Source organism: Pseudomonas sp. S2_B07 (genome assembly GCF_054668435.1).
The window spans coordinates 3,405,642-3,427,873 of sequence record NZ_CP162769.1; the positions used below are offsets into that span (position 1 = coordinate 3,405,642).

18 protein-coding genes, 3 tRNA genes and 3 rRNA genes are annotated in these 22,232 nt (G+C 57.4%); 4 read left to right on the forward strand and 20 right to left on the reverse strand.

Going from position 1 to position 22,232, the window contains the following annotated elements; all coding sequences use genetic code 11:
• Positions 1-286 precede the first annotated feature (286 nt).
• Positions 287-363, forward strand: a tRNA-Arg gene (locus tag AB4N43_RS15655).
• A gap of 366 nt (positions 364-729) precedes the next feature.
• Here the strand turns inward: AB4N43_RS15655 and rrf are convergent.
• The 10 genes from rrf to AB4N43_RS15705 all read right to left on the reverse strand — a co-directional run bounded on the left by rrf (position 730) and on the right by AB4N43_RS15705 (position 10,151).
• Positions 730-845, reverse strand: a 5S ribosomal RNA gene (gene rrf, locus AB4N43_RS15660).
• 151 nt (positions 846-996) lie between these two features.
• A 23S ribosomal RNA gene (locus AB4N43_RS15665) occupies positions 997-3,887 on the reverse strand.
• A 250-nt stretch (positions 3,888-4,137) separates the two neighbouring features.
• Positions 4,138-4,213, reverse strand: a tRNA-Ala gene (locus AB4N43_RS15670).
• Positions 4,214-4,243: 30 nt separating this feature from the next.
• Positions 4,244-4,320: transfer RNA gene (locus AB4N43_RS15675), tRNA-Ile, on the reverse strand.
• An 81-nt stretch (positions 4,321-4,401) separates the two neighbouring features.
• A 16S ribosomal RNA gene (locus AB4N43_RS15680) occupies positions 4,402-5,938 on the reverse strand.
• Together the 16S, 23S and 5S rRNA genes with 2 tRNA genes alongside form the textbook arrangement of a ribosomal RNA operon.
• Positions 5,939-6,383: 445 nt before the next feature.
• On the reverse strand, positions 6,384-6,632 hold the full coding sequence (locus AB4N43_RS15685) for a hypothetical protein (RefSeq protein WP_027925997.1): 249 nt from the start codon (positions 6,630-6,632) through the stop codon (positions 6,384-6,386).
• Positions 6,633-6,652: 20 nt separating this feature from the next.
• Positions 6,653-7,234, reverse strand: a complete 582-nt coding sequence (locus AB4N43_RS15690) for a hypothetical protein (RefSeq protein ID WP_027925998.1) — start codon at positions 7,232-7,234, stop codon at positions 6,653-6,655.
• Positions 7,231-7,797 (reverse strand): RNA polymerase sigma factor, encoded by a 567-nt coding sequence (locus AB4N43_RS15695; protein ID WP_027925999.1) that lies wholly within the window; start codon positions 7,795-7,797, stop codon positions 7,231-7,233. Before AB4N43_RS15695 ends, AB4N43_RS15690 begins: the two co-directional genes overlap by 4 nt.
• A gap of 1 nt (position 7,798) precedes the next feature.
• Positions 7,799-9,502, reverse strand: coding sequence for a vWA domain-containing protein (locus AB4N43_RS15700; RefSeq protein WP_460151654.1), 1,704 nt, complete (start codon positions 9,500-9,502; stop codon positions 7,799-7,801).
• A gap of 88 nt (positions 9,503-9,590) precedes the next feature.
• Positions 9,591-10,151 (reverse strand): YbhB/YbcL family Raf kinase inhibitor-like protein, encoded by a 561-nt coding sequence (locus tag AB4N43_RS15705; RefSeq protein ID WP_027926001.1) that lies wholly within the window; start codon positions 10,149-10,151, stop codon positions 9,591-9,593.
• A gap of 138 nt (positions 10,152-10,289) precedes the next feature.
• Here AB4N43_RS15705 and AB4N43_RS15710 point away from each other — a divergent pair, with 138 nt between their 5' ends.
• Complete coding sequence (locus tag AB4N43_RS15710) at positions 10,290-11,819, forward strand: apoptosis inducing factor family protein (RefSeq protein ID WP_194941124.1); 1,530 nt, start codon at positions 10,290-10,292, stop codon at positions 11,817-11,819.
• A 75-nt stretch (positions 11,820-11,894) separates the two neighbouring features.
• On the opposite strand, the gene AB4N43_RS15715 is transcribed toward AB4N43_RS15710, so the two are convergent.
• The 10 genes from AB4N43_RS15715 to AB4N43_RS15760 all read right to left on the reverse strand — a co-directional run bounded on the left by AB4N43_RS15715 (position 11,895) and on the right by AB4N43_RS15760 (position 20,737).
• Positions 11,895-13,403 (reverse strand): YdgA family protein, encoded by a 1,509-nt coding sequence (locus tag AB4N43_RS15715; protein ID WP_027926003.1) that lies wholly within the window; start codon positions 13,401-13,403, stop codon positions 11,895-11,897.
• 293 nt (positions 13,404-13,696) lie between these two features.
• A complete protein-coding gene (locus tag AB4N43_RS15720; RefSeq protein WP_027926004.1) occupies positions 13,697-14,332 on the reverse strand; it encodes a hypothetical protein in 636 nt (211 codons plus the stop codon).
• Between the two features lie 82 nt (positions 14,333-14,414).
• Positions 14,415-15,863, reverse strand: a complete 1,449-nt coding sequence (locus AB4N43_RS15725; protein ID WP_460151657.1) for an efflux transporter outer membrane subunit — start codon at positions 15,861-15,863, stop codon at positions 14,415-14,417.
• A complete protein-coding gene (locus tag AB4N43_RS15730; protein ID WP_194941126.1) occupies positions 15,860-16,747 on the reverse strand; it encodes an efflux RND transporter periplasmic adaptor subunit in 888 nt (295 codons plus the stop codon). Before AB4N43_RS15730 ends, AB4N43_RS15725 begins: the two co-directional genes overlap by 4 nt.
• Positions 16,744-16,953 carry a DUF1656 domain-containing protein gene (locus AB4N43_RS15735; RefSeq protein ID WP_460151659.1) on the reverse strand — a complete coding sequence of 70 codons (210 nt, stop codon included), beginning with the start codon at positions 16,951-16,953 and terminating at the stop codon, positions 16,744-16,746. The genes AB4N43_RS15730 and AB4N43_RS15735 overlap by 4 nt, the downstream gene beginning before the upstream one ends.
• Positions 16,950-19,022: an FUSC family protein gene (locus AB4N43_RS15740; protein ID WP_027926008.1), complete on the reverse strand. Its 2,073-nt coding sequence runs from the start codon at positions 19,020-19,022 to the stop codon at positions 16,950-16,952. The genes AB4N43_RS15735 and AB4N43_RS15740 overlap by 4 nt, the downstream gene beginning before the upstream one ends.
• Complete coding sequence (locus tag AB4N43_RS15745; protein ID WP_027926009.1) at positions 19,019-19,447, reverse strand: MarR family winged helix-turn-helix transcriptional regulator; 429 nt, start codon at positions 19,445-19,447, stop codon at positions 19,019-19,021. Before AB4N43_RS15745 ends, AB4N43_RS15740 begins: the two co-directional genes overlap by 4 nt.
• A 126-nt stretch (positions 19,448-19,573) precedes the next feature.
• Positions 19,574-19,819 (reverse strand): type II toxin-antitoxin system Phd/YefM family antitoxin, encoded by a 246-nt coding sequence (locus AB4N43_RS15750; protein WP_460151661.1) that lies wholly within the window; start codon positions 19,817-19,819, stop codon positions 19,574-19,576.
• Between the two features lie 93 nt (positions 19,820-19,912).
• Positions 19,913-20,158, reverse strand: a complete 246-nt coding sequence (locus tag AB4N43_RS15755) for a DUF2789 domain-containing protein (protein WP_460151663.1) — start codon at positions 20,156-20,158, stop codon at positions 19,913-19,915.
• A 117-nt stretch (positions 20,159-20,275) separates the two neighbouring features.
• Positions 20,276-20,737 (reverse strand): aminoacyl-tRNA deacylase, encoded by a 462-nt coding sequence (locus AB4N43_RS15760; RefSeq protein WP_027926012.1) that lies wholly within the window; start codon positions 20,735-20,737, stop codon positions 20,276-20,278.
• 198 nt (positions 20,738-20,935) lie between these two features.
• Here AB4N43_RS15760 and AB4N43_RS15765 point away from each other — a divergent pair, with 198 nt between their 5' ends.
• Together AB4N43_RS15765 and AB4N43_RS15770 are read left to right on the forward strand one after the other, a co-directional pair.
• Positions 20,936-21,469 (forward strand): NfeD family protein, encoded by a 534-nt coding sequence (locus AB4N43_RS15765; RefSeq protein WP_027926013.1) that lies wholly within the window; start codon positions 20,936-20,938, stop codon positions 21,467-21,469.
• A 2-nt stretch (positions 21,470-21,471) separates the two neighbouring features.
• Positions 21,472-22,230 carry a slipin family protein gene (locus AB4N43_RS15770; RefSeq protein ID WP_027926014.1) on the forward strand — a complete coding sequence of 253 codons (759 nt, stop codon included), beginning with the start codon at positions 21,472-21,474 and terminating at the stop codon, positions 22,228-22,230.
• Positions 22,231-22,232 lie beyond the last annotated feature (2 nt).

A 22,232-nucleotide genomic window follows, 5' to 3' on the forward strand; every position in this document is an offset into this window, starting at 1 on the left:
CTATAGGCTGCCGTCAGGGAAATCATTCACTGGGCTGAAGCACATAAATAGCGCACTGATTGATACCGTGCGGTTCAGCACCCAGACAAGAGCGTTTGAAATCTCAAACGAATCCTAGGATCAAAGGGGGTAAAGGACAATAGCCTGTTCGAAAAAAAGAACGAAAACGCCGCATTTGCCTAATTTTTCTGATCAACGTAGCAAACGCAGGTTACGCTTTCAAAAAACACAGGCGATTCAGCAGCATGGACGCACGCAGCACATATGAGTATCATGGCGCCCGCTTGCACCAGTAGCTCAGCTGGATAGAGTACTGCCCTCCGAAGGCAGGGGTCGTGGGTTCGAATCCCGCCTGGTGCACCATACGCTGCAAATGAAAAAGCCTCAGACCTTAGGGTCTGGGGCTTTTTTGTGGGTGACGATTTTTCAACTTCGGACAATGACGTTGTTTTTGGCGTGAACTGAGGGGCTGTGCATCCGCTCGCTATCTGAGGCTTGCGAGAGCGTCAGGGGCAGTGTGTCGCCACGCAAGCCCTGAATCGAGTCTCAGGGGCTGCCACGCGGCTTGGAAGCCATGGTCAGAGCCTTGAACAGGCGGCTCGCCATCAGAACCTCCCTTTAAAGTATGAGGCTCACACCCCAATTGAAATAAAGCACTACGGTATGAACTTTCCAGCGGGCAAAACAAAACCCCTACCTGCATACGCAGATAGGGGTTTCGGAATTTAATCTTGACGATGACCTACTCTCACATGGGGAAACCCCACACTACCATCGGCGATGCATCGTTTCACTGCTGAGTTCGGGATGGGATCAGGTGGTTCCAATGCTCTATGGTCGTCAAGAAATTCGGTAGCCAGGTCGTTTTCTCTTGCGAGATCACGCTCCAGCGAATGGGTATGCAATAGATTTGTGTGTTTCGTTTCGAATTTTCGACTTTGTATCGTCTTCACACACCGCAATCTGGCCTTTCGACGCAAATTGCTTGGGTGTTATATGGTCAAGCCTCACGGGCAATTAGTATTGGTTAGCTCAACGCCTCACAGCGCTTACACACCCAACCTATCAACGTCGTAGTCTTCGACGGCCCTTCAGGGGACTCAAGGTCCCAGTGAGATCTCATCTTGAGGCTAGTTTCCCGCTTAGATGCTTTCAGCGGTTATCTATTCCGAACATAGCTACCCGGCAATGCCACTGGCGTGACAACCGGAACACCAGAGGTTCGTCCACTCCGGTCCTCTCGTACTAGGAGCAGCCCCTCTCAAATCTCAAACGTCCACGGCAGATAGGGACCGAACTGTCTCACGACGTTCTAAACCCAGCTCGCGTACCACTTTAAATGGCGAACAGCCATACCCTTGGGACCGGCTTCAGCCCCAGGATGTGATGAGCCGACATCGAGGTGCCAAACACCGCCGTCGATATGAACTCTTGGGCGGTATCAGCCTGTTATCCCCGGAGTACCTTTTATCCGTTGAGCGATGGCCCTTCCATACAGAACCACCGGATCACTAAGACCTACTTTCGTACCTGCTCGACGTGTCTGTCTCGCAGTCAAGCGCGCTTTTGCCTTTATACTCTACGACCGATTTCCGACCGGTCTGAGCGCACCTTCGTACTCCTCCGTTACTCTTTAGGAGGAGACCGCCCCAGTCAAACTACCCACCATACACTGTCCTCGATCCGGATAACGGACCTGAGTTAGAACCTCAAAGTTGCCAGGGTGGTATTTCAAGGTTGGCTCCACGCGAACTGGCGTCCACGCTTCAAAGCCTCCCACCTATCCTACACAAGCAAATTCAAAGTCCAGTGCAAAGCTATAGTAAAGGTTCACGGGGTCTTTCCGTCTAGCCGCGGATACACTGCATCTTCACAGCGATTTCAATTTCACTGAGTCTCGGGTGGAGACAGCGCCGCCATCGTTACGCCATTCGTGCAGGTCGGAACTTACCCGACAAGGAATTTCGCTACCTTAGGACCGTTATAGTTACGGCCGCCGTTTACCGGGGCTTCGATCAAGAGCTTCGCGTTAGCTAACCCCATCAATTAACCTTCCGGCACCGGGCAGGCGTCACACCCTATACGTCCACTTTCGTGTTTGCAGAGTGCTGTGTTTTTAATAAACAGTCGCAGCGGCCTGGTATCTTCGACCGGCATGGGCTTACGCAGTAAATGCTTCACCCTCACCGGCGCACCTTCTCCCGAAGTTACGGTGCCATTTTGCCTAGTTCCTTCACCCGAGTTCTCTCAAGCGCCTTGGTATTCTCTACCCAACCACCTGTGTCGGTTTGGGGTACGGTTCCTGGTTACCTGAAGCTTAGAAGCTTTTCTTGGAAGCATGGCATCAACCACTTCGTGTTCTAAAAGAACACTCGTCATCAGCTCTCGGCCTTAGAATCCCGGATTTACCTAAGATTCCAGCCTACCACCTTAAACTTGGACAACCAACGCCAAGCTGGCCTAGCCTTCTCCGTCCCTCCATCGCAATAACCAGAAGTACAGGAATATTAACCTGTTTTCCATCGACTACGCTTTTCAGCCTCGCCTTAGGGACCGACTAACCCTGCGTCGATTAACGTTGCGCAGGAAACCTTGGTCTTTCGGCGTGGGTGTTTTTCACACCCATTGTCGTTACTCATGTCAGCATTCGCACTTCTGATACCTCCAGCAAGCTTCTCAACTCACCTTCACAGGCTTACAGAACGCTCCTCTACCGCATCACCTAAGTGATACCCGTAGCTTCGGTGTATGGTTTGAGCCCCGTTACATCTTCCGCGCAGGCCGACTCGACTAGTGAGCTATTACGCTTTCTTTAAAGGGTGGCTGCTTCTAAGCCAACCTCCTAGCTGTCTAAGCCTTCCCACATCGTTTCCCACTTAACCATAACTTTGGGACCTTAGCTGACGGTCTGGGTTGTTTCCCTTTTCACGACGGACGTTAGCACCCGCCGTGTGTCTCCCATGCTCGGCACTTGTAGGTATTCGGAGTTTGCATCGGTTTGGTAAGTCGGGATGACCCCCTAGCCGAAACAGTGCTCTACCCCCTACAGTGATACATGAGGCGCTACCTAAATAGCTTTCGAGGAGAACCAGCTATCTCCGAGCTTGATTAGCCTTTCACTCCGATCCACAGGTCATCCGCTAACTTTTCAACGGTAGTCGGTTCGGTCCTCCAGTTAGTGTTACCCAACCTTCAACCTGCCCATGGATAGATCGCCCGGTTTCGGGTCTATTCCCAGCGACTAGACGCCCTATTAAGACTCGCTTTCGCTACGCCTCCCCTATTCGGTTAAGCTCGCCACTGAAAATAAGTCGCTGACCCATTATACAAAAGGTACGCAGTCACCCAACAAGTGGGCTCCCACTGCTTGTACGCATACGGTTTCAGGATCTATTTCACTCCCCTCTCCGGGGTTCTTTTCGCCTTTCCCTCACGGTACTAGTTCACTATCGGTCAGTCAGTAGTATTTAGCCTTGGAGGATGGTCCCCCCATATTCAGACAAAGTTTCTCGTGCTCCGTCCTACTCGATTTCATGACTAAGAGATTTTCGCGTACAGGGCTATCACCCACTATGGCCGCACTTTCCAGAGCGTTCCGCTAATCTCAAAGCCACTTAAGGGCTAGTCCCCGTTCGCTCGCCACTACTAAGGGAATCTCGGTTGATTTCTTTTCCTCAGGGTACTTAGATGTTTCAGTTCCCCTGGTTCGCCTCTTAAGCCTATGTATTCAGCTTAAGATAACCATCTTATGATGGCTGGGTTCCCCCATTCAGACATCTCCGGATCAAAGTCTGTTTGCCGACTCCCCGAAGCTTTTCGCAGGCTACCACGTCTTTCATCGCCTCTGACTGCCAAGGCATCCACCGTATGCGCTTCTTCACTTGACCATATAACCCCAAGCAATCTGGTTATACTGTGAAGACGACATTCGCCGAAAATTCGATAATACTCAATTAAGAGCAACTCACAAATTTTACCTTAGCCTGATCCGTTACCAGTGAAAGTAACGTTCAGTCTATCTTTCTATCACATACCCAAATTTTTAAAGAACGAACTAGTCAAAGACTAGAAATCAACATTCACCATCTCAACGATGGAATGCTCATTTCTAAGCTTTCTTACTAACAGAAGCAGTAGTGGTGGAGCCAAACGGGATCGAACCGTTGACCTCCTGCGTGCAAGGCAGGCGCTCTCCCAGCTGAGCTATGGCCCCGTATTTCTACAGGCGTTTCCCACACAAAATTGGTGGGTCTGGGCAGATTCGAACTGCCGACCTCACCCTTATCAGGGGTGCGCTCTAACCAACTGAGCTACAGACCCAATTTCGGGCTGCTTCTTTCGTCTTCTTCAATGAATCAAGCAATTCGTGTGGGAACTTATGGAGCAGCTGATGTCGTCGATTAAGGAGGTGATCCAGCCGCAGGTTCCCCTACGGCTACCTTGTTACGACTTCACCCCAGTCATGAATCACACCGTGGTAACCGTCCTCCCGAGGGTTAGACTAGCTACTTCTGGTGCAACCCACTCCCATGGTGTGACGGGCGGTGTGTACAAGGCCCGGGAACGTATTCACCGCGACATTCTGATTCGCGATTACTAGCGATTCCGACTTCACGCAGTCGAGTTGCAGACTGCGATCCGGACTACGATCGGTTTTCTGGGATTAGCTCCACCTCGCGGCTTGGCAACCCTCTGTACCGACCATTGTAGCACGTGTGTAGCCCAGGCCGTAAGGGCCATGATGACTTGACGTCATCCCCACCTTCCTCCGGTTTGTCACCGGCAGTCTCCTTAGAGTGCCCACCATAACGTGCTGGTAACTAAGGACAAGGGTTGCGCTCGTTACGGGACTTAACCCAACATCTCACGACACGAGCTGACGACAGCCATGCAGCACCTGTCTCAATGTTCCCGAAGGCACCAATCCATCTCTGGAAAGTTCATTGGATGTCAAGGCCTGGTAAGGTTCTTCGCGTTGCTTCGAATTAAACCACATGCTCCACCGCTTGTGCGGGCCCCCGTCAATTCATTTGAGTTTTAACCTTGCGGCCGTACTCCCCAGGCGGTCAACTTAATGCGTTAGCTGCGCCACTAAGAGCTCAAGGCTCCCAACGGCTAGTTGACATCGTTTACGGCGTGGACTACCAGGGTATCTAATCCTGTTTGCTCCCCACGCTTTCGCACCTCAGTGTCAGTATCAGTCCAGGTGGTCGCCTTCGCCACTGGTGTTCCTTCCTATATCTACGCATTTCACCGCTACACAGGAAATTCCACCACCCTCTACCATACTCTAGCTCGTCAGTTTTGAATGCAGTTCCCAGGTTGAGCCCGGGGATTTCACATCCAACTTAACGAACCACCTACGCGCGCTTTACGCCCAGTAATTCCGATTAACGCTTGCACCCTCTGTATTACCGCGGCTGCTGGCACAGAGTTAGCCGGTGCTTATTCTGTCGGTAACGTCAAGATTGCAACGTATTAGGTTACAACCCTTCCTCCCAACTTAAAGTGCTTTACAATCCGAAGACCTTCTTCACACACGCGGCATGGCTGGATCAGGCTTTCGCCCATTGTCCAATATTCCCCACTGCTGCCTCCCGTAGGAGTCTGGACCGTGTCTCAGTTCCAGTGTGACTGATCATCCTCTCAGACCAGTTACGGATCGTCGCCTTGGTGAGCCATTACCTCACCAACTAGCTAATCCGACCTAGGCTCATCTGATAGCGCAAGGCCCGAAGGTCCCCTGCTTTCTCCCGTAGGACGTATGCGGTATTAGCGTCCGTTTCCGAGCGTTATCCCCCACTACCAGGCAGATTCCTAGGCATTACTCACCCGTCCGCCGCTCTCAAGAGAAGCAAGCTTCTCTCTACCGCTCGACTTGCATGTGTTAGGCCTGCCGCCAGCGTTCAATCTGAGCCATGATCAAACTCTTCAGTTCAAACATCTTTGGGTTTTTAAGAAACCCTAAACTTGGCTCAGCAATCGTTGGTTACATCTTTGATTTCTCGCGGAGTAACTTGTGATGCTGATAATCTTGTTGACTATCAGTCTGACTCCACAAGCACCCACACGAATTGCTTGATTCAGTTGTTAAAGAGCGGCTGGTTAAGATCTTTCGTCTCAACCGAGGCGCGCATTCTACAGCAGCCTCTGTTGCTGTCAAGCGGTTATTTTCAGAAGTTTTCAAAGTTTCGCTTGGAAATCTTTAACAACTTCAACCACTTGCGCTTCCGATCACTCGGTAGCGGGAGGCGAATTCTACAGCGTTCCAATACTACGTCAAGTCTCTTTTTGAACTTTCTTTCCCCGTCCGAACGCCTGTACTACAGAGGCCTTTTCAGCCCCCTCCCAAGCCGCATTGGCTGGGTAAACCAGCGACGCGACTACTCGGTCGTCCAGTCGAGATCGTCGTCCCACTCCTCATCGTCCTCAAAGTCCTCCTCATCAACCTCCTCCGCTTCCGGTTGGTTAAGGAGGAAATCCTTACGACTCTCAGTAATTGCCCGTCTTAGTTCCTCCCCCTTCACGGGGCAGTTGAGCATTTGGGCGATGCGATCGATTTTTTTCGCCACGGCTTCCTCCAACGCATCGGCTACGACCCGATAGTGCGCGCTTTCGGGCACGGATGCCAAATGGCTGACCGTCTTGCAACTCAGTTTCTGGGCATTTCCTTGAGTCGGGCCTCGACGTTTTCGTCAGGAAAGCGTTTGTGCAATGCCTTCATTAATGTATCTGCCGCCTGTACCTGACCGGCATTCTGCAGGCGCACCACCTCACGCAGTTGCTCATCCAGCGCTATTGCCGGCGCCGCTGCACGTTTAGCAATTTTCGCCTCTTCGGCCCTCTCGGCATTAATCGGCTCGCTCTGCGCGGGCGCAGCAACATCGGCCATCGGCGCCGCCGGGGCAGCCAGAGAGCGCGCAGCTTCTTTTTTGACGACCGGGGCGGATGCCTTGGGCGCCGTGACGAAGTCATAGCCCGGCGATTGCTCCGGCGTACGCTGCGCCAACGCCAGCATCAACGCGACACCCACAAGGCTGGCAAACGCAACCTGCCAGCGAGGCTTCTGGCACGCCTGAATCCAGCGCTGCCACAGGTTTGGCTTCGGCACCGGAGCTTCCTTATGGGCCACGGCAAGGATCAATGAATCCAGATGAGCCGGCGGTTCACCCGTCGCGTGCTCACGAAAGTGCTTCACCACATCATCTTCAGGTGCAGGACGGGCGTCAGTCATATCAGTACCTCCTCGGCCAGCAGCCGACGCAGTTTTTGCTGGGCGTAACGCAAACGGCTTTTGACGGTTTCCAGCGGTGCTCCAATGAGCATGGCGATCTGCGCCAGATCGAGATTGCCATGGGCACGCAGGAGGAAGACCTCACGCTGGTCAGCAGGCAGATTTTGCAGCGCCGTTTCCAAGCGCTGACTGTCGCGACTCAGGCTTAGCAGTTGCTCCGGATCGGTCGCCTCATCAATGACTGCATGAGCCTGTTCGTCATAGCTGTCGTGCAAGGGGTTGTGGACTCCGTGCTTACGCCAGTGATCGATCAGTCGATTACGGGCGATCTGGTAAAGCCACGTACGAAAGTTCGCCCGACCTTGTGGCTGACTGGTACTGCGAATCAGGCTCAGCCAAGTGTCCTGGTAAACCTCTTCGGCCAGCTCGGGTTTACCGCTGAGGCCGAGCAGGAATCGATAGAGGCCCAAACGATGGCGAGCGTACAAGATCTCGAACGCTGGCCCGTCACCTGCTCGATAACGGGCCAGCAGCGCTTCGTCGCCCGGCTCAAGAGCTGACATGTCAGTTGTAGCCTCCTTTAATAAGCGGCTCACTGTTCGATGCCGTCGTGGTGCGCAGGCTTTGTGCTAACGCTACCAACTGCACGAACTCGGCACGCAGCCCGAATCGATCCTCTCCCCGCGCACCGCGAGCCAGTGCTTGCGTGTCCCTCAAACTGAAATCACCGGTATACCGCCCATCTTTAAGCTGCTGGGAAAACGCGGCGACGGCCGCCGCAAACCTCAGGTCATCGCTGGCTTTGCCGGATTGACTGTCAGTGATGGGTCGCTCGATCAAGCGACTATTCCCACCTTCGGGCAGCTGATACCTCACTCGCAGCATCGCCAGTTCTCCGGAACTCCCGGAAACGGACGACTCAGGTTTGCCATAGCGCAAAGGCTCCAGCCATCCCTTCTCACCCTTGGGCACAATTTCATACAGCGCCGTCACCGTGTGCCCTGCACCGATCTCGCCCGCATCGACTTTGTCGTTGCTGAAATCCTCGCGCTTCAACGTCCGATTTTCATACCCCAACAGTCGATACTCGCTGACCTGAGCCGGATTGAACTCCACTTGCAGCTTGACGTTCTTCGCCACGACCGCGAGCGTTGAGCCGAGCTGATCCACCAGCACCTTGCGCGCTTCACGCAGGTTGTCGATGTAGGCGTAGTTACCGTCCCCGGCGTCGGCCAGTTGCTCCATCAGGTGTTCATTGTAGTTATCCACCCCAAAACCCAGGGTCGTCAGGGAAACGCCAGTCTTGCGTTTATCCACAGCCAGTTGCTTGAGGCTATCGAAATCGCTGATGCCGACATTGAAGTCACCGTCGGTGGCCAGCAGGATGCGGTTGATTCCCTTGGGGATAAACGCCTGCTGCGCCATTTGATAGGCCAGTTCGATGCCCGACGCGCCAGCGGTCGAACCGCCGGCGGTCAATTGATCGATTGCTGTACGAATTTTCGCCTTTTCGCGTCCGGAAGTTGGCTCGAGCACCACACGCGAATCGCCAGCGTAGACCACCAACGAAACACGATCCTGTTCGCGCAATTGATCAACCAGCAATTTCAGGGTGCTTTTGACCAGCGGCAGACCTTCGCGGCGGTCCATTGAACCAGACACGTCCACCAGAAACACCAGGTTCGCCGGGGCCAGTTCCGCTACCGCGCGGTCAGACGCCTTGATGCCGATGCGCAGCAGGCGCGTATGCGGGTTCCAGGGTGACGATGCCACTTCAGTGGTCACGCCGAATGGCGAGCCGTCGGTGGGTAACGCATAGTCGTAGGGGAAGTAATTGACCATTTCCTCCAGGCGCACAGCGCCGTCGGGAGGCAAGCGCCCCTGATTCAGTAACCGTCGGACGTTGGCGTAAGCGCCAGTATCCACATCGGCACTGAAGGTCGAGACCGGCGCCTCGGCCACGCTGTGGATGGGGTTGTCCGCCAGCGCCTGGTATTGCTCTCGCTGTTCATCCCGATACCCCGGTGGGAATGACTCAGGTGCAACACTTGCGACCGGTGCCGGACGTGCGCTGCGCCTGGCCATCGACCTATCCGCCAGCGGCGCTTCACTGCGCACCACCCCAGCCGCCTTCATCTCGCTTTGAGCCGGTGGCGACACTTGCGCGGAATCGGGTGCGGAGGAAACGCCGCAACCGGCGATGGCCAGCAGCAACCCGGTGGTGAATCCCTGGGCGGCCGGGCGGAGGAAATGCAGAGGGAGGGACATGGGGGCTGACCTCAGGAGGAAATTGATCCATTCATCCTCTGAGACGAGCTCCCGTTCAGGTTCGGGTTAAACCGGCTGAAAATTAAACTCAGCGGTGGTAACGGCGCACCACGCTGCTGTTCCTCAGCACATGACCTTTGATTTTTTCCAGCAGTTGCGCACGCGTCAGGCCGGCAGGCAAGGCGTCTGGAGCGAGGTCCAGCGCATACAACTGAATAATGTAGTGATGGGCGCTGTCGCCAGTCGGTGGGCAGGGCCCCATGTAACCGGGGGTGCCTTTGCTGTTGGTGCCGCTGACACCTTCAAGGGCTGATTTTGCCCCGACGCCGGCAGGAATCTGGTGCGTGGTGGCCTTGATGCCGTAATGCACCCAATGATCAACACCTTGGCCCTTTTGGCCGTCCGGGTCGTGCATGACGATGGCATAACTCAGTGTTCCCGCCGGACCGGTGTTCCAGTTCAGCGCCGGTGACGCATTGTGTCCGCCACAACCCGGAGCATCGCTGGCAGCCGCCGAGGTAAACAGCCGGTCATCCGTTACACCTGGAATGTTCAGGGTGAAACGCTCCTGGGCCTGCGCCGGAAATTGCACGCAAAGGGCGACTGCAACGGCCGCCAGCCAAGGGTTCAGAGAGGTCAATCGGGTCATTCCGGAGCACCTTGTGCGGATAGGGCCGTCGTCGGCTTGCGAACTATAGCTGTACCGTTCGTGCGGTGGCAGTGGGAATTGGCTGAACCTCGCGTAAAGCGCCAAACTCTTAAGTGAAAGTCTGTCTGGAGAGCCATCATGGCACTGCACCGCGTTGCGCATTTCGCCGATGTGTCCGAGAGCCGGGGCCTTGAAGTCCGGGTTGCAGACACCAAAATCGTTTTGTTGCGAGTGGGCGATCAGTTACGCGCCTATCAGGGCGAATGCCCGCATGCCGGGGCACCGTTGGCGGAAGGCGCGCTGTGCCACGGACGCTTGATCTGCCCGTGGCACAAAGCGGCGTATCGGATTGAGGACGGGGCATTGTGCGAACCGCCGGCCCTGGACAGTCTCAAGCGCTATCCGCTGGAAGTACGCGAGGGCGAGATCTGGGTCGACGACCAGCCATTAGCCGATGCGCATACACCGCCGGCAGACGACGAACGGACATTTGTCATCGTCGGGGCCGGGGCGGCCGGTACGGCGTGTGCGGCGGCGCTGCGCGAAAAGGGCTTCGGCGGCCAAGTGCTGCTGATCGACCGCGAAGTCGATGCCGGCTACGACCGCACCGTCCTGAGCAAATTTGTTATCGCCGGGGAGATGCCGCCGGAAGAAATCCCGCCGCTGAGGGACGAGGCGTTTTATCGCGAACAGCGTATCGAGCGCATCAGCGGTGAAGTCGCCAGCCTGGACTCGTCGAGCAAAACCCTGCGGCTGACTGAGGGTCGATCGTTGAGGTATGACGCCGCGTTGCTTGCCACCGGCGGCAAGCCCAATCCTCTCACGCTGCCTGGCGCGGATTTGCCGCAAGTGTTCGTGTTGCGCTCAAAAGATCAGGCACGGGAGATTCTGCAGGCGGCAAAACCCGGCCAGCGCGCAGTAATCATCGGCGACAGCTTTATAGCACTGGAATCCGCGTCAGCCCTGCGTGAATACGGCTTGGAAGTGACTGTTCTGGCCCGGCATGCCATCCCCTTCGTCGCGCAATTTGGCGAAACCGTCGGCAAAGCGATTCGCGCCCTTCATGAGGCCAATGGCGTGGTGTTTCATACCGAAGGCGAAGCCTCTTATATAGAAGGCACGGAAAACGTCGAAGCGGTGTGCCTGGACAATGGTCAACGTTTGCCGGCGGACCTGGTGCTGGCCGGCATCGGCGTCACCCCCGCAACCGATCCGTTTACCGATCTGCCCAAGGAAAAAGACCGCTCGCTGAAGGTCGATGGCGCCATGCGCGTTACCGACGGGGTGTGGGCAGTCGGCGATATCGCGACCTTCCCGCTCAACGGCCAGCCTCAGCGCATCGAGCATTGGCGCCTGGCTCAACAACAGGCGCGGATCGCCGCCGCGAATATGCTGGGCGCTGACGAGCATTACCTCGACGTACCGTATTTCTGGACCTGGCACTTCGGCAAAAACTACGACTATCTCGGCCATGCCGAAGCCTGGGACGAAGTGGAGTTCAAGGGTGATCCCTACCGCCCGCCCTTTATAGGCCTGTTCGGCAAGAACGGCGTAGTGGCGGCTGCGGTTGCCTGCGATGAAGAACGGGCCATGGCGCTGCTCGCCGAACGCATGAAGCAGCCGCTCTCAATGGATGAAGCGTGGCAACTGATTCGGGACATGAGTTAGCAGGCAAACACCCGACAGCAAAACGCCCGGCCTCTGCGTGCAGCAGAAGTCGGGCGTTGTTTTGAACGACTGGTTTTATTCCTGGATTTCAGCACCACCACCGATTTTGCTCATCACGAAGCCCACAAACTCTTCTACGGTCATTTTCTGGCCGTTGAATTCCACCTGATTGTTGGCGTAGTGAAATTTGCTGACGATGTTGTTGCCGTCCAGTTTGGCGAATTGCGTACCGACCGCCATGCTGCCGAACATGTCGGCCGTGGCGGTCGCCTGGTCGGCGATGAGCTTGGCGTCGGTCTGACCATCAAGCTGGCTTTGCACGGTGAACACGTCGACGAGCATTGGCTTGGACACTTTTACATTGATATCCAGCAGTGCAATCAACTGTTGAGTCAGTTGATCGGGCGGCAGGTCCATGGTCGGTGGTTTGGTCAGGTCGAGCACCAGATTGGCGCGGCTTTCGCCATTGGTGGTGTTGAACGACAGGTTTTCCAACGCCACCTGCGGGCCGGCAGCCAGCAGTTTTTCAAGGCCTGTTTTGACCTGCGCCTCTTCGGCCGGGGTCAGGACCAGTTCTGGAGACGGCTGACCGGCCGCAGCGGCCTCGGCGGCGGCTTTCTCGTAAGGCTGCAGTTTGGTCTGGTAGACCTGCATCAGCGACATGGTCGCCGGGATATCGAGGTTCTTCAGGCTCATGGCCATTTGCGCGGAACCGACCGCCTTGCCGTTCACCGACACTTCACCCACTTTGTAATCGGCACGCCCCGAAGCGCTGGTGCCCGATTCCTCGGTCAGGTTTTTCATTTCAAATTTCTTCAGGCCCAGCACCGATTGCTTGGGACCGAAGGTGGATTTGCTGTCGCTCAGCTCGAGGGTGTTCTCGCCGGTGTAAAAACCGTAAGTGCTTTTTACCAGGTTACTGGCCATGGTCAGGCCATTGAGCTCGACCTTCACCGGGGTCTGATCTTCAGCCACGGTGGTCAGCGTCAGGCTGTCCATGTAGCCGTTGGCCTTGATCTTCTGGGCCTGGGCGCTGGCGGCGACTTCGAGGTTCAAACCGGAGAATTTCAGGTTGGACTTGTCATCCAGCGCGACATCCAGTGGCAGGAATTCGAGGGTGCCATTGGTGGCGTTGTCGTAACCGATGTTGACCACGCCGGTGAGCGGGGATTTGTCTTTGGCGGCAGCAAACCATTTCTCGGTGAGCGGGGTGCGTTCCAGTTCGTAGTGACTGGTGGCCATGACCGGCAACCACTTCAACGAGACCAGACGCGAGAACGGCAGCGGGCCATGTTCGATGTGGTCGACAAAGAGCAACTCAATCGGGGCTTCACCAAACATCTCGCCTTCGCCCTTGAGGCGGTAGTGCGCGGTGCTGCTGAACACATGACGCTCAAGCGACACCAGCTCCAGCGAGGCCGTGCCATTGGAACCGACCAGCGCAGCCTTCAGCTCTTTGTTGGCGTCGGCGATCGAGGTGTTCAACACGCCTTCGATTTTGGTCCCGGTGTACCAGGCTCCACCCGCGCTGATTGCACCGATGGCTACGACGATTCCAAGAAGCACGCCTGCTGATTTATTCATGAATGACCCAGTCAATGTCCGTTGTTTGAAGGTGTCGTCGTCTTCCCTGAACCCTTGAGGGGGTTGCGGCTCGACTCCGCTAAAAGTGGGGTGGAGATTAGCACTAGGCGCATCGGGCGGCCCAATGTTTAAAGGTTAAAGAGTGTCTATGGACTACTCGGGACGGTTGAGAGTTTCGGCGGATATGAAATCGCCATCGCGAGCAGGCTCACTCCTACAAAGGTTATGTGTCGTTCACAGAACCCTTGTAGGAGTGAGCATGCTCGCGATGGCGTCATCCCAGCCAACACACATCAGGAATACTGCACTTCCATCTCATCCAGCTGATGATCAAAGCTCTTGAGCCGCGCCGTCCACGTATACACCAGCACCTCAAAGTCGCGGTTGATCACCGCCCCGCCGGTCACCTCCGAGCGCGGATCACAGACGTCGAGTTGATAGCGTTCCCGCGCCATCTTGGTGGCGACATCCGACAGCTCGCGGGCATTGTTGAGCCAGTGCCAGCCGTCCTCGGACACCTGTTTATCCAACGCCAGGCATTGCTTCTTCAAGGTTTCGAGGCTTTTTTCCAGCGGTGTGCCAGTGAGTTCGCCCATGACTTCCTGGAACGTGCGCCCCGGTTGCCAGTAGCTGCCCCAGAAATATTGGTCAAACACCGTTTCGACACGACGCAGCGCCACCTTGGTATCCCAGATCAGCACCAGGGTCTTGCCTTGTTCGAATTGTCTTTTTTTGATGCGCTGACCCTGGACGGAAGCCCAGGCCACCACCACGATCGCCATCACGGCGATGAGCGCGGTTGCGCTGTCGAGAAACACCAGCGCCTTGTCGATCTGGTGGGCCAGCATGATGCCGTAGAAATAGGTGGCCGACAGCAAAACCAATGCTGCAATAGCGCACCAAAAGCCAGGAGCATAAGGGTTTTTCATTATTTTTAATCCCCATGACCAACGCGAGCTTGATCGATGAAGTCGACTCGCGACTCCATCAAATCAAAGCATAGCAACGGCCTCAGGGTTTGCTGGCGTTCGTGCCTTGCGTTCGTCCGCTTTCCCAGCCGCCGCCCAAGGCGAGGAACAAATCGATCTGGCTGGCGGCCACCTGGGTGTTGGCAGCGGCGAGTTGCGCAGTGACGTCCGTGTAGGTGCGGGTCGCTTGCAGGTCCGCCAGGAATGATTCGCGCCCGGCCTGGAAGAAACGATGCGTCTGGTCCGCTGCCAGTCTTGCCGATTGCTCGGCGTCTGCCAGGGCGTCACGACGTTGCAACAACGCAGCGTACTGGGCCAGGCTGGTCTGGGTTTCGCGAATGGCGTTGAGCACCACCCCATCGAAATGCGCCAGCGTCGCCTGAGTCACCGCTTCGGCTTCGCGGATGCGTGCCCGGGCGCCGTTGGTCGGCACGTTCCAGGTCAGCGACGGACCGAAGCCCCAACGGTTGGTGGACGGGTCGCCGAGATCGTCGAGGATACCGACGGTGCCGATGGTCGCGCCGATGCTGATGTTTGGGTAAAGCTCACCCGTGGCGACGCCAATCCCGGCCGTCGCCGTCGCCAGCCGGCGCTCGGCCTGCCGCACATCGGGACGACGCTTGAGCAATGCGGCGCCATCGCCCACCGGAATCAATTGCGCGATTTTCGGCAGCTCGTCGCAGGTGGCGGTGCCGGCCGGCAGTTGATCCACTGGCTTGGCCAGCAACATCGACAGGCGATACAGCCCGGCCTGACGCGAGGCCTCATAGCGCGGCATGTCGGCGCGCAGGGATTTGAACTGGGTTTGCGAACGGGTGACCTGGGTTTCGTCGCCACGGCCGGCATCGCGCAGGCGCTGGATCAGCGTGGTGCTCTGGGCCTGCAGGTCGAGGGAGTGCTGGGCAATCTCCCGTTCCTCATTGGCCGCGCACACCTGGGTGTAGGCTCGGACCACGTCGGCCACCACGGTGATGCGAGCCGTATCGGCAGCTGCCTGCGTCGCATCGGCGTTGGCCTTGGCCGCTTCGATGCCGCGCTGCAACGTGCCGAACAGATCGAACTGGTACGACGCGCTGATGCCGATATCACCGACGTTGGCCACCGGCACTTTTTCCGGAAGCAGGAACGCTTGGCCAGACTCCTGCAATCGCTGGGCGCCCATCTTCACACCGCCGCTCCAGCCACCCGCCGCTTCTGCCTCATCGACCTGAGCACGGGAGCGCGACAAACTGGCCGCCGCAACGCGCAAATCGGTATTGGACGCCATGGCCTGTTGTACCAACTGGTCGAGTCGCGGGTCCTTGTACAGGCGCCACCAATCGGCCGGCACCGGGGCGGACACCACCGTTTTGCCGTCGACCGCCAGATCGCCCTGCAAATCGGGTCGATGGACAGCCGCTTCGTCGGGCAAATGGTAATCCGGGCCAACGACCTGACACGCCGATAGCAGCAAACCTAATCCGGCAACCGCCAAACCCGACGCCTTGCTCATTTCGCCGGCTCCTGCGGTTGATCGTCGATGATCGACACGGTCGCAGTCCGCCCGGCGATCATGCGGAAGTCCGCCGGCACATCGTCAAAGACAATCCGCACCGGAATCCGCTGTGCCAGGCGCACCCAGCTGAATGCCGGGTTGACGTTGGGCAGCAGGTTGTTGCCGATGGTGCGGTCGCGGTCTTCGATGCCGGCGACGATGCTTTCCACATGACCACGCAGCCGCGCGCGGTCGCCGATCACGCGGATGTCGACGCTTTGGCCGACATGAATGCCGTTCAGTTTGGTTTCTTCGAAATAGCCGTCGATGTGGAATGAATTGCTGTCGACCACCGACAACACAGGTCGCCCGGCGGTGACGAATTCCTGGGCCCGCGGTGCACGGTCGTTGACATAGCCATCGACCGGGCTGCGGATGGTCGAGCGGTCGAGGTTCAGTTGAGCGCTGTCCACCGCCACTTGGGCTTCCATCAACGCCACTTCGGCGCGAGCCACCCGGGACTGACTTTCTTCCAGTTGCTCGCCCGGCACCAGATTGCCCAGGCCACGGTTACGCTTGGCTTCGCGTTGCGCCTGAGCCAGGGTTTCCTGACGGTCGGCGACTGTCGCTTTAGCTTGGCGCAGGGCCAGTTTGAAACGGTCCTGATCGATGCTGAACAACACCTGCCCGCGTTTCACCAACTGGTTGTCGCGCACGTCCACTTGCTGAATCAGCCCGGACACGTCCGGGGCGATTTGCACGATGTCGGCACGGATATGCCCGTCGCGGGTCCACGGCGCAAACATGTAGTACATCACCATGCGCCAGACCACGACGACGGCGAAGGTCACGATCAACAGGGTCAGCACCACGCGCCCCAGGGTCAAAAAAGGTTTTTTCATGTCATCAGGTATCGACTGAGTGAGTCCACGGCGCCGAGCAGCAAAGCGTAGAGAGCCACGTTGAACAATGCCCGGTGCCAGACCAGACGGTAAAAGTGCAGGCTCATCAGCAACCCGTGCACCAGCAGGTACAACACATACGTAATGCCCATCAGTACCAGCAGCGTGGGCAGAAACACCCCGCTGATGTCCACATCACCGATCATAAAGGCGCTCCATCGATGCCATGGGGCAGCGGTTCTTCGAGTTCGCCCACGCTTACGAATTCCACGCCCGGCAACAACGCCAGGCGCAGGCCGCTCAGGGCATGCAACAAATTCAGACGGGCATCCTCATCACAATTCGTGTCCAGTGCCCGGCGGGCGCGGTCGAGGGTCATCAGCAACGGGCCGGGGGCCGGCAGACGCTCATCCGCCTTCAGGCAGGCCTTGAAATACTCACCGACTTCCGCCACCACCTGATGCAGCAGCGCTCGCGGTACACCGTCCACTCGCGGCGTGTAAGCCAGCAGATCGAGCACGTTCAGCGCCACACGCACCTCACGCAACGCAATGCCGGTGTCCTGGCCAGTCATGGCCAGACGCGGCAAGTGCTGCATCAGACGATCGAGCACGTGTACGCCCAATTGCCGGTGTTCGGCCAGGTTCGCCGGTTTGCTGAGATTGACGATGTCGCGCCAACTGAAGCGGGTTAACCGCTTGGCCGCCAGCTCCGCACCGAACGGCCGGGCGATCAGGGTCCAGATGAAGGCAAACAATAGCCCGATGGGGCCGGCCAGGTTGGAGTTGGCGAAACTGAGGAAGTCCGCATCGTAGGCGCCCTGAATGCTGATAAACGACGAGGTGTTGACGAGGGTCAGGAGCATGCCCAGGTAAAATTGCGGCTTGACCGTCAGGGTGCCGATGCAGATAAACGGCACGGCAAACGCCAACACCAGCATCGGGAAATCGTGCAGGTTGGGCAGCACCAGAAACAGGTAAAGGCTGGCCAGCACCACCGACATCGCGGTCCAGAAGAAGAATCGGTAAATCTGCGGTGCCGGGTCATCCATCGAGGCGAAAAAGCTGCACGACACGGCGGCCAGAATCACTGCCGAGCCGCCATCGGTCCAGCCAAGCAGAATCCACAGCACCGAGGCAACGATGATCGCGGTGACCGTCGAGGCCGCCGAGTAGAGCATCAACCCACGGTCGAGAAACGGTGACAGGCGACCGAGGCGCCAGTGGCGATACACGGCGCGCCAGCTGTCCGGGCTTTCGCACTGGATGGCGTATTGCAGGCTGCGGCAGTCTTGCCACACATCAATCCACTCGCCGAGGCGATACAACGCATTGGAGAACAGCAGCTGTTTGCGATCGTTAAGCGCTTCGGCGGACGGTTGCAGGGCCTCAAGCTGTTCTTTCAGCGCCTGCCAGCGCGCGAGGTCGGCGTCTTTGTGATTGAGCCATTCGGTCGCAGCGGCCAGCAACGGTGCGAACTTCTCCACCAGCTCGGGCGTACGCCGCTCAAGGGCATACAGCGCGTCGTCGAGGGCGTCGATCACCGGCAACAGGTGAATCATGCGCCCACGCAATTCCTTGGTGTTGCGCACGGTTTGCCGGTGCGCGCCCTCGTGCGGCAACTGGCCGATCATTAATTCCAGGGTATTGAAGGTCGTGACCATGGCGGAGCGCAGCGCACTGACTTCGTCCGGCTGCACCTGGCGGCTGAGGAAACGCAGGCTGTACGTCGAGGCATCGGCAAACCATTTGCTCACCGAGTCGTTGAACACCGGCGCCAGCCGCCGCGGCCAGAACATGGCGCCGACCACCGCTGCCACGGCGATGCCGAGGAAGATTTCTTCCGTCCGCGCTTCTGCCACATCCCAGACGCCTAACGGGTTGTTCACCACTGGCAAGGCGATCAGCGGCAAGGTGTAACCGGCGAGCATCAAGGCGTAGTTGTTGGCGGTGCGCAGGTGCAAGGACAGGAACAACAGCGTCCCGGTCCACAGCGCAATAACCACCACCAAAACGTAGGGACTCTGGACAAACATCGGCACAAAAAGCACCGCGGCCGCCGCGCCGAAAAAGGTACCGATGGCACGGTACAGCGCCTTCGAACTGGTAGGACCGACAAAGGGGCTGGACACGATGTAGACCGTGGCCATCGCCCAATACGGACGCGGCATTTGCATGAGCAGGGCGATGTACAACGCGATCATCGAGGCGGCAAAAGTACGCACACCGTAGAACCAGTCTCGCGCCGCGGGCATACCGCTGAAAAATCCGCTCAAGGGTTGACCACCGACGGCGAATTCGCCGCTTCAAAGGCTTTCAGTACCCGAAGCGTAGCTTCCAGATCGCTTTGGTCGATGCCTTCAAGCACTTCATGGCGCAATCGCACCAGCTCGATTTCGACGGCCTGCACCAATTCGCGACCGGTGGCGGTCAGGCTCAGGCACTTGGCGCGCCGGTCATGGGCATCTTCGGTGCGGCAGACGTAGCCCGAATGACACAACTGATCGAGCAAACGCACCAGGGACGGACTCTCCATCCCCGCCGCCTGCGCCACCGTCACCTGCCGCACGCCCTCGCCCAAGCGCCCGATCATCAACAACGGGACGGCGCAGGCTTCGGAGATTCCATAGTTGACCAGCGTGGTCTGGCAGATCTTCCGCCAATGCCTGGCGGCCACCACCATGGAGCTGCTGATGTTCATCTGGAGAGCGTCGAGGTTCTTCGGCACGAGGGGAAATACACACTGTTAGTTTGCTAACTATCAATATCGCATTTGGGGGGAAAGGTGGTCAAGTTTTGAAACAATTCACCTGCGGATTGAACACTTCTACAGAGCATCAAGGCTCACAGGCACGGAGTCTTCACCACTGCGGGCAAGAGCAAGCGCCGCCAAATCGAAATCATCCAGACGCTCCAGCATCGCGCCATACAAATCTGCCGAAATCGGATACGCCTGGATTCTGTTGTTCTCTAGAACTGCGATTGGCTCCTGTTGCGCCTCCCGTACCCCATCACCTGCGTTCTGAGCAAACTCGGAGATGCCGATGACCTTTTCTGCCAACAACCGCTGCATGAGCTGATCTCTTCATAGAATCTGTTTTCATGAAATTACTTCAGCCAGGCCCATAACCTTCAAAAAACCTGTGACGAGTTTTTTCAATTGCTTCTACAGCCCCCGCCCCTTCCTCAACAACACATCCAACTGATCCACCACCTCCGCCCAATCCGCATCCTCCAAAATATCGTTACGCAAAAAATCCGCCTGGCTCTCGCTCCAGAAAAACGCATCGGCAAGGTGCAGTTCGGGCTTGAGCGGTGAGTGGGTGGCGATGAATTTATCGATGCTCTCGGCGTCATCCTCCAGGCCGAGTTGCTTGAACAGGTTGGGCAGGGTGTGGGTTGGGGATTCCATGTCGGGCTCCTTGAGAAATGAAAAATCAATCGCGAGCAGGCTCGCTCCCACCTAAAAACCCGGTCAAAGGTGGGAGCTAGCTTGCTCGCGATGGCGGTGGTACTGACAACACAACACTCACTGACTCAATTCCCGCACCTCGGCATGCGGCACCATTTTCAAGAATTGCGGCATGTCCATGTGCAGCAAATTGATGTGATTGCCAGCTTCCAGATAGATGTCTTTCTGCCGGGTTACCAACGGGTCAATGACCACATCCAGCCCATAGGCCTCACCCAGCGCCGGCACGGCACCGCGTTCGCAATCATCGAACAGGTGCGGCAGATTGCTTTCCCGCGAGACCTGCCATTCACCGCTGCTGCGGACTTTGCTCAGGTCCAGGTGACGGCTGGCAGGCAACACGGCCATCAGGTAGTGGCCGTGGTGATCGTCGAGGATGACCGACTTGGCCACCCGCTCGGCAGGAACACCCGCGAGCCGCGCCGTTTCCAGGCTACTGGCCGAATGGGGATGGGTGACGATGTCATATTCGCAGTGTGCCGTTTCCAGGCTTCGCTGCACGGTTCTTGCCATACGCATGATGCACCTCGGTGTCCGCAACAGTGACGAGCGGACGATGGTTGACGCGTTTCTTCGTACTGAAAGTCTAGGCCTGATGATGCATTTCGGCGGGAAATCCGCCCATCGGACGCCACCGTAAAGTGAGCAGAATTCAGAGATGCCAAGGCTCAACTAAACTGTATACAGAGCCACCTGATGACTCTCGCGGAGGGTCACGTGAAGATTCGTTGCTGTGCCGTTGCACTGCTGTTGGCGATGAGCGGATCGGTGTTCGCCGCCGATACCGTTGTGCTGCTGATGCCAAATCCCATCGGGATCTGGTTGATCACCTTCGGCATCGCCTTTCTGATCGCCGAGGCCGCGTTGCCCAACTATGGCGTGATCGGTTTGGGCGGCATTGTGATGTTCGTGATCGGTGCAGTGATTCTGACCAACACCGAAATACCTGTTCCCTTGATCATCGGCCTGGGGCTGGTGAGTGCCCTGCTCCTGATTTTCCTGCTGATCCGCGCCCTGAAAACCCGACCGCGGCGTAACGTCACTGGCGATGCAGAGCTGCTGGGCAGCGTGACGCCGGTCCTGTCGTTGCTGCCCGACAACGCCTGCAACGGCTGGGTGCATCTGCAAGGGGAGCGCTGGCAGGTTTCAAGCCCGACACCGCTGCAGCCGGGGCAACACGTCCTGGTGGTGGCGCGAAAAGGATTACTGTTGCAAGTGGCCGCGGCTGACGCGGTGCCGGTGGGAGAATAAACATGGGCCTGCAAGTAGGTTTCGCCGCGCTGCTGCTACTGCTGATTGCACTGGCGGGGTCGACCTTCCGCATCCTGCGCGAATACGAGCGCGGCGTGGTGTTCCAACTCGGACGCTTCTGGCAGGTCAAGGGTCCCGGCTTGATCCTGCTGATCCCGGTGGTCCAGCAAATGGTCCGTGTCGACCTGCGAACCATCGTCCTCGACGTTCCCCCACAAGACGTCATTACCCGCGACAACGTCTCGGTCAAGGTCAACGCGGTGCTGTATTTCCGTGTGCTCGATCCACAGAAAGCGATTATCCAGGTCGAAGACTTTCTGGCGGCCACCAGCCAATTGGCCCAGACCACTCTGCGAGCGGTGCTGGGTAAACATGAGCTCGATGAACTGCTGGCCGAGCGCGAACGGCTGAACATCGACATCCAGCAAGTGCTCGACGCCCAGACCGACGCCTGGGGCATCAAGGTTGCCAACGTCGAGATCAAACATGTGGACCTCAATGAATCGATGGTCCGTGCCATCGCCAAACAGGCCGAAGCCGAACGGGAGCGCCGGGCCAAGGTGATCCACGCCGAGGGTGAATTGCAGGCCTCGGAAAAACTCATGCAGGCCGCTGAAATGCTCGGCCGTCAGCCTGGGGCCATGCAGTTGCGTTACATGCAGACGCTGAGTTCGATTGCCGGGGACAAGAGCTCGACCATTGTCTTCCCGCTGCCGATTGAACTGCTCAAGGGGATGGCGGATTTGTCGTCAAAACCTTAATA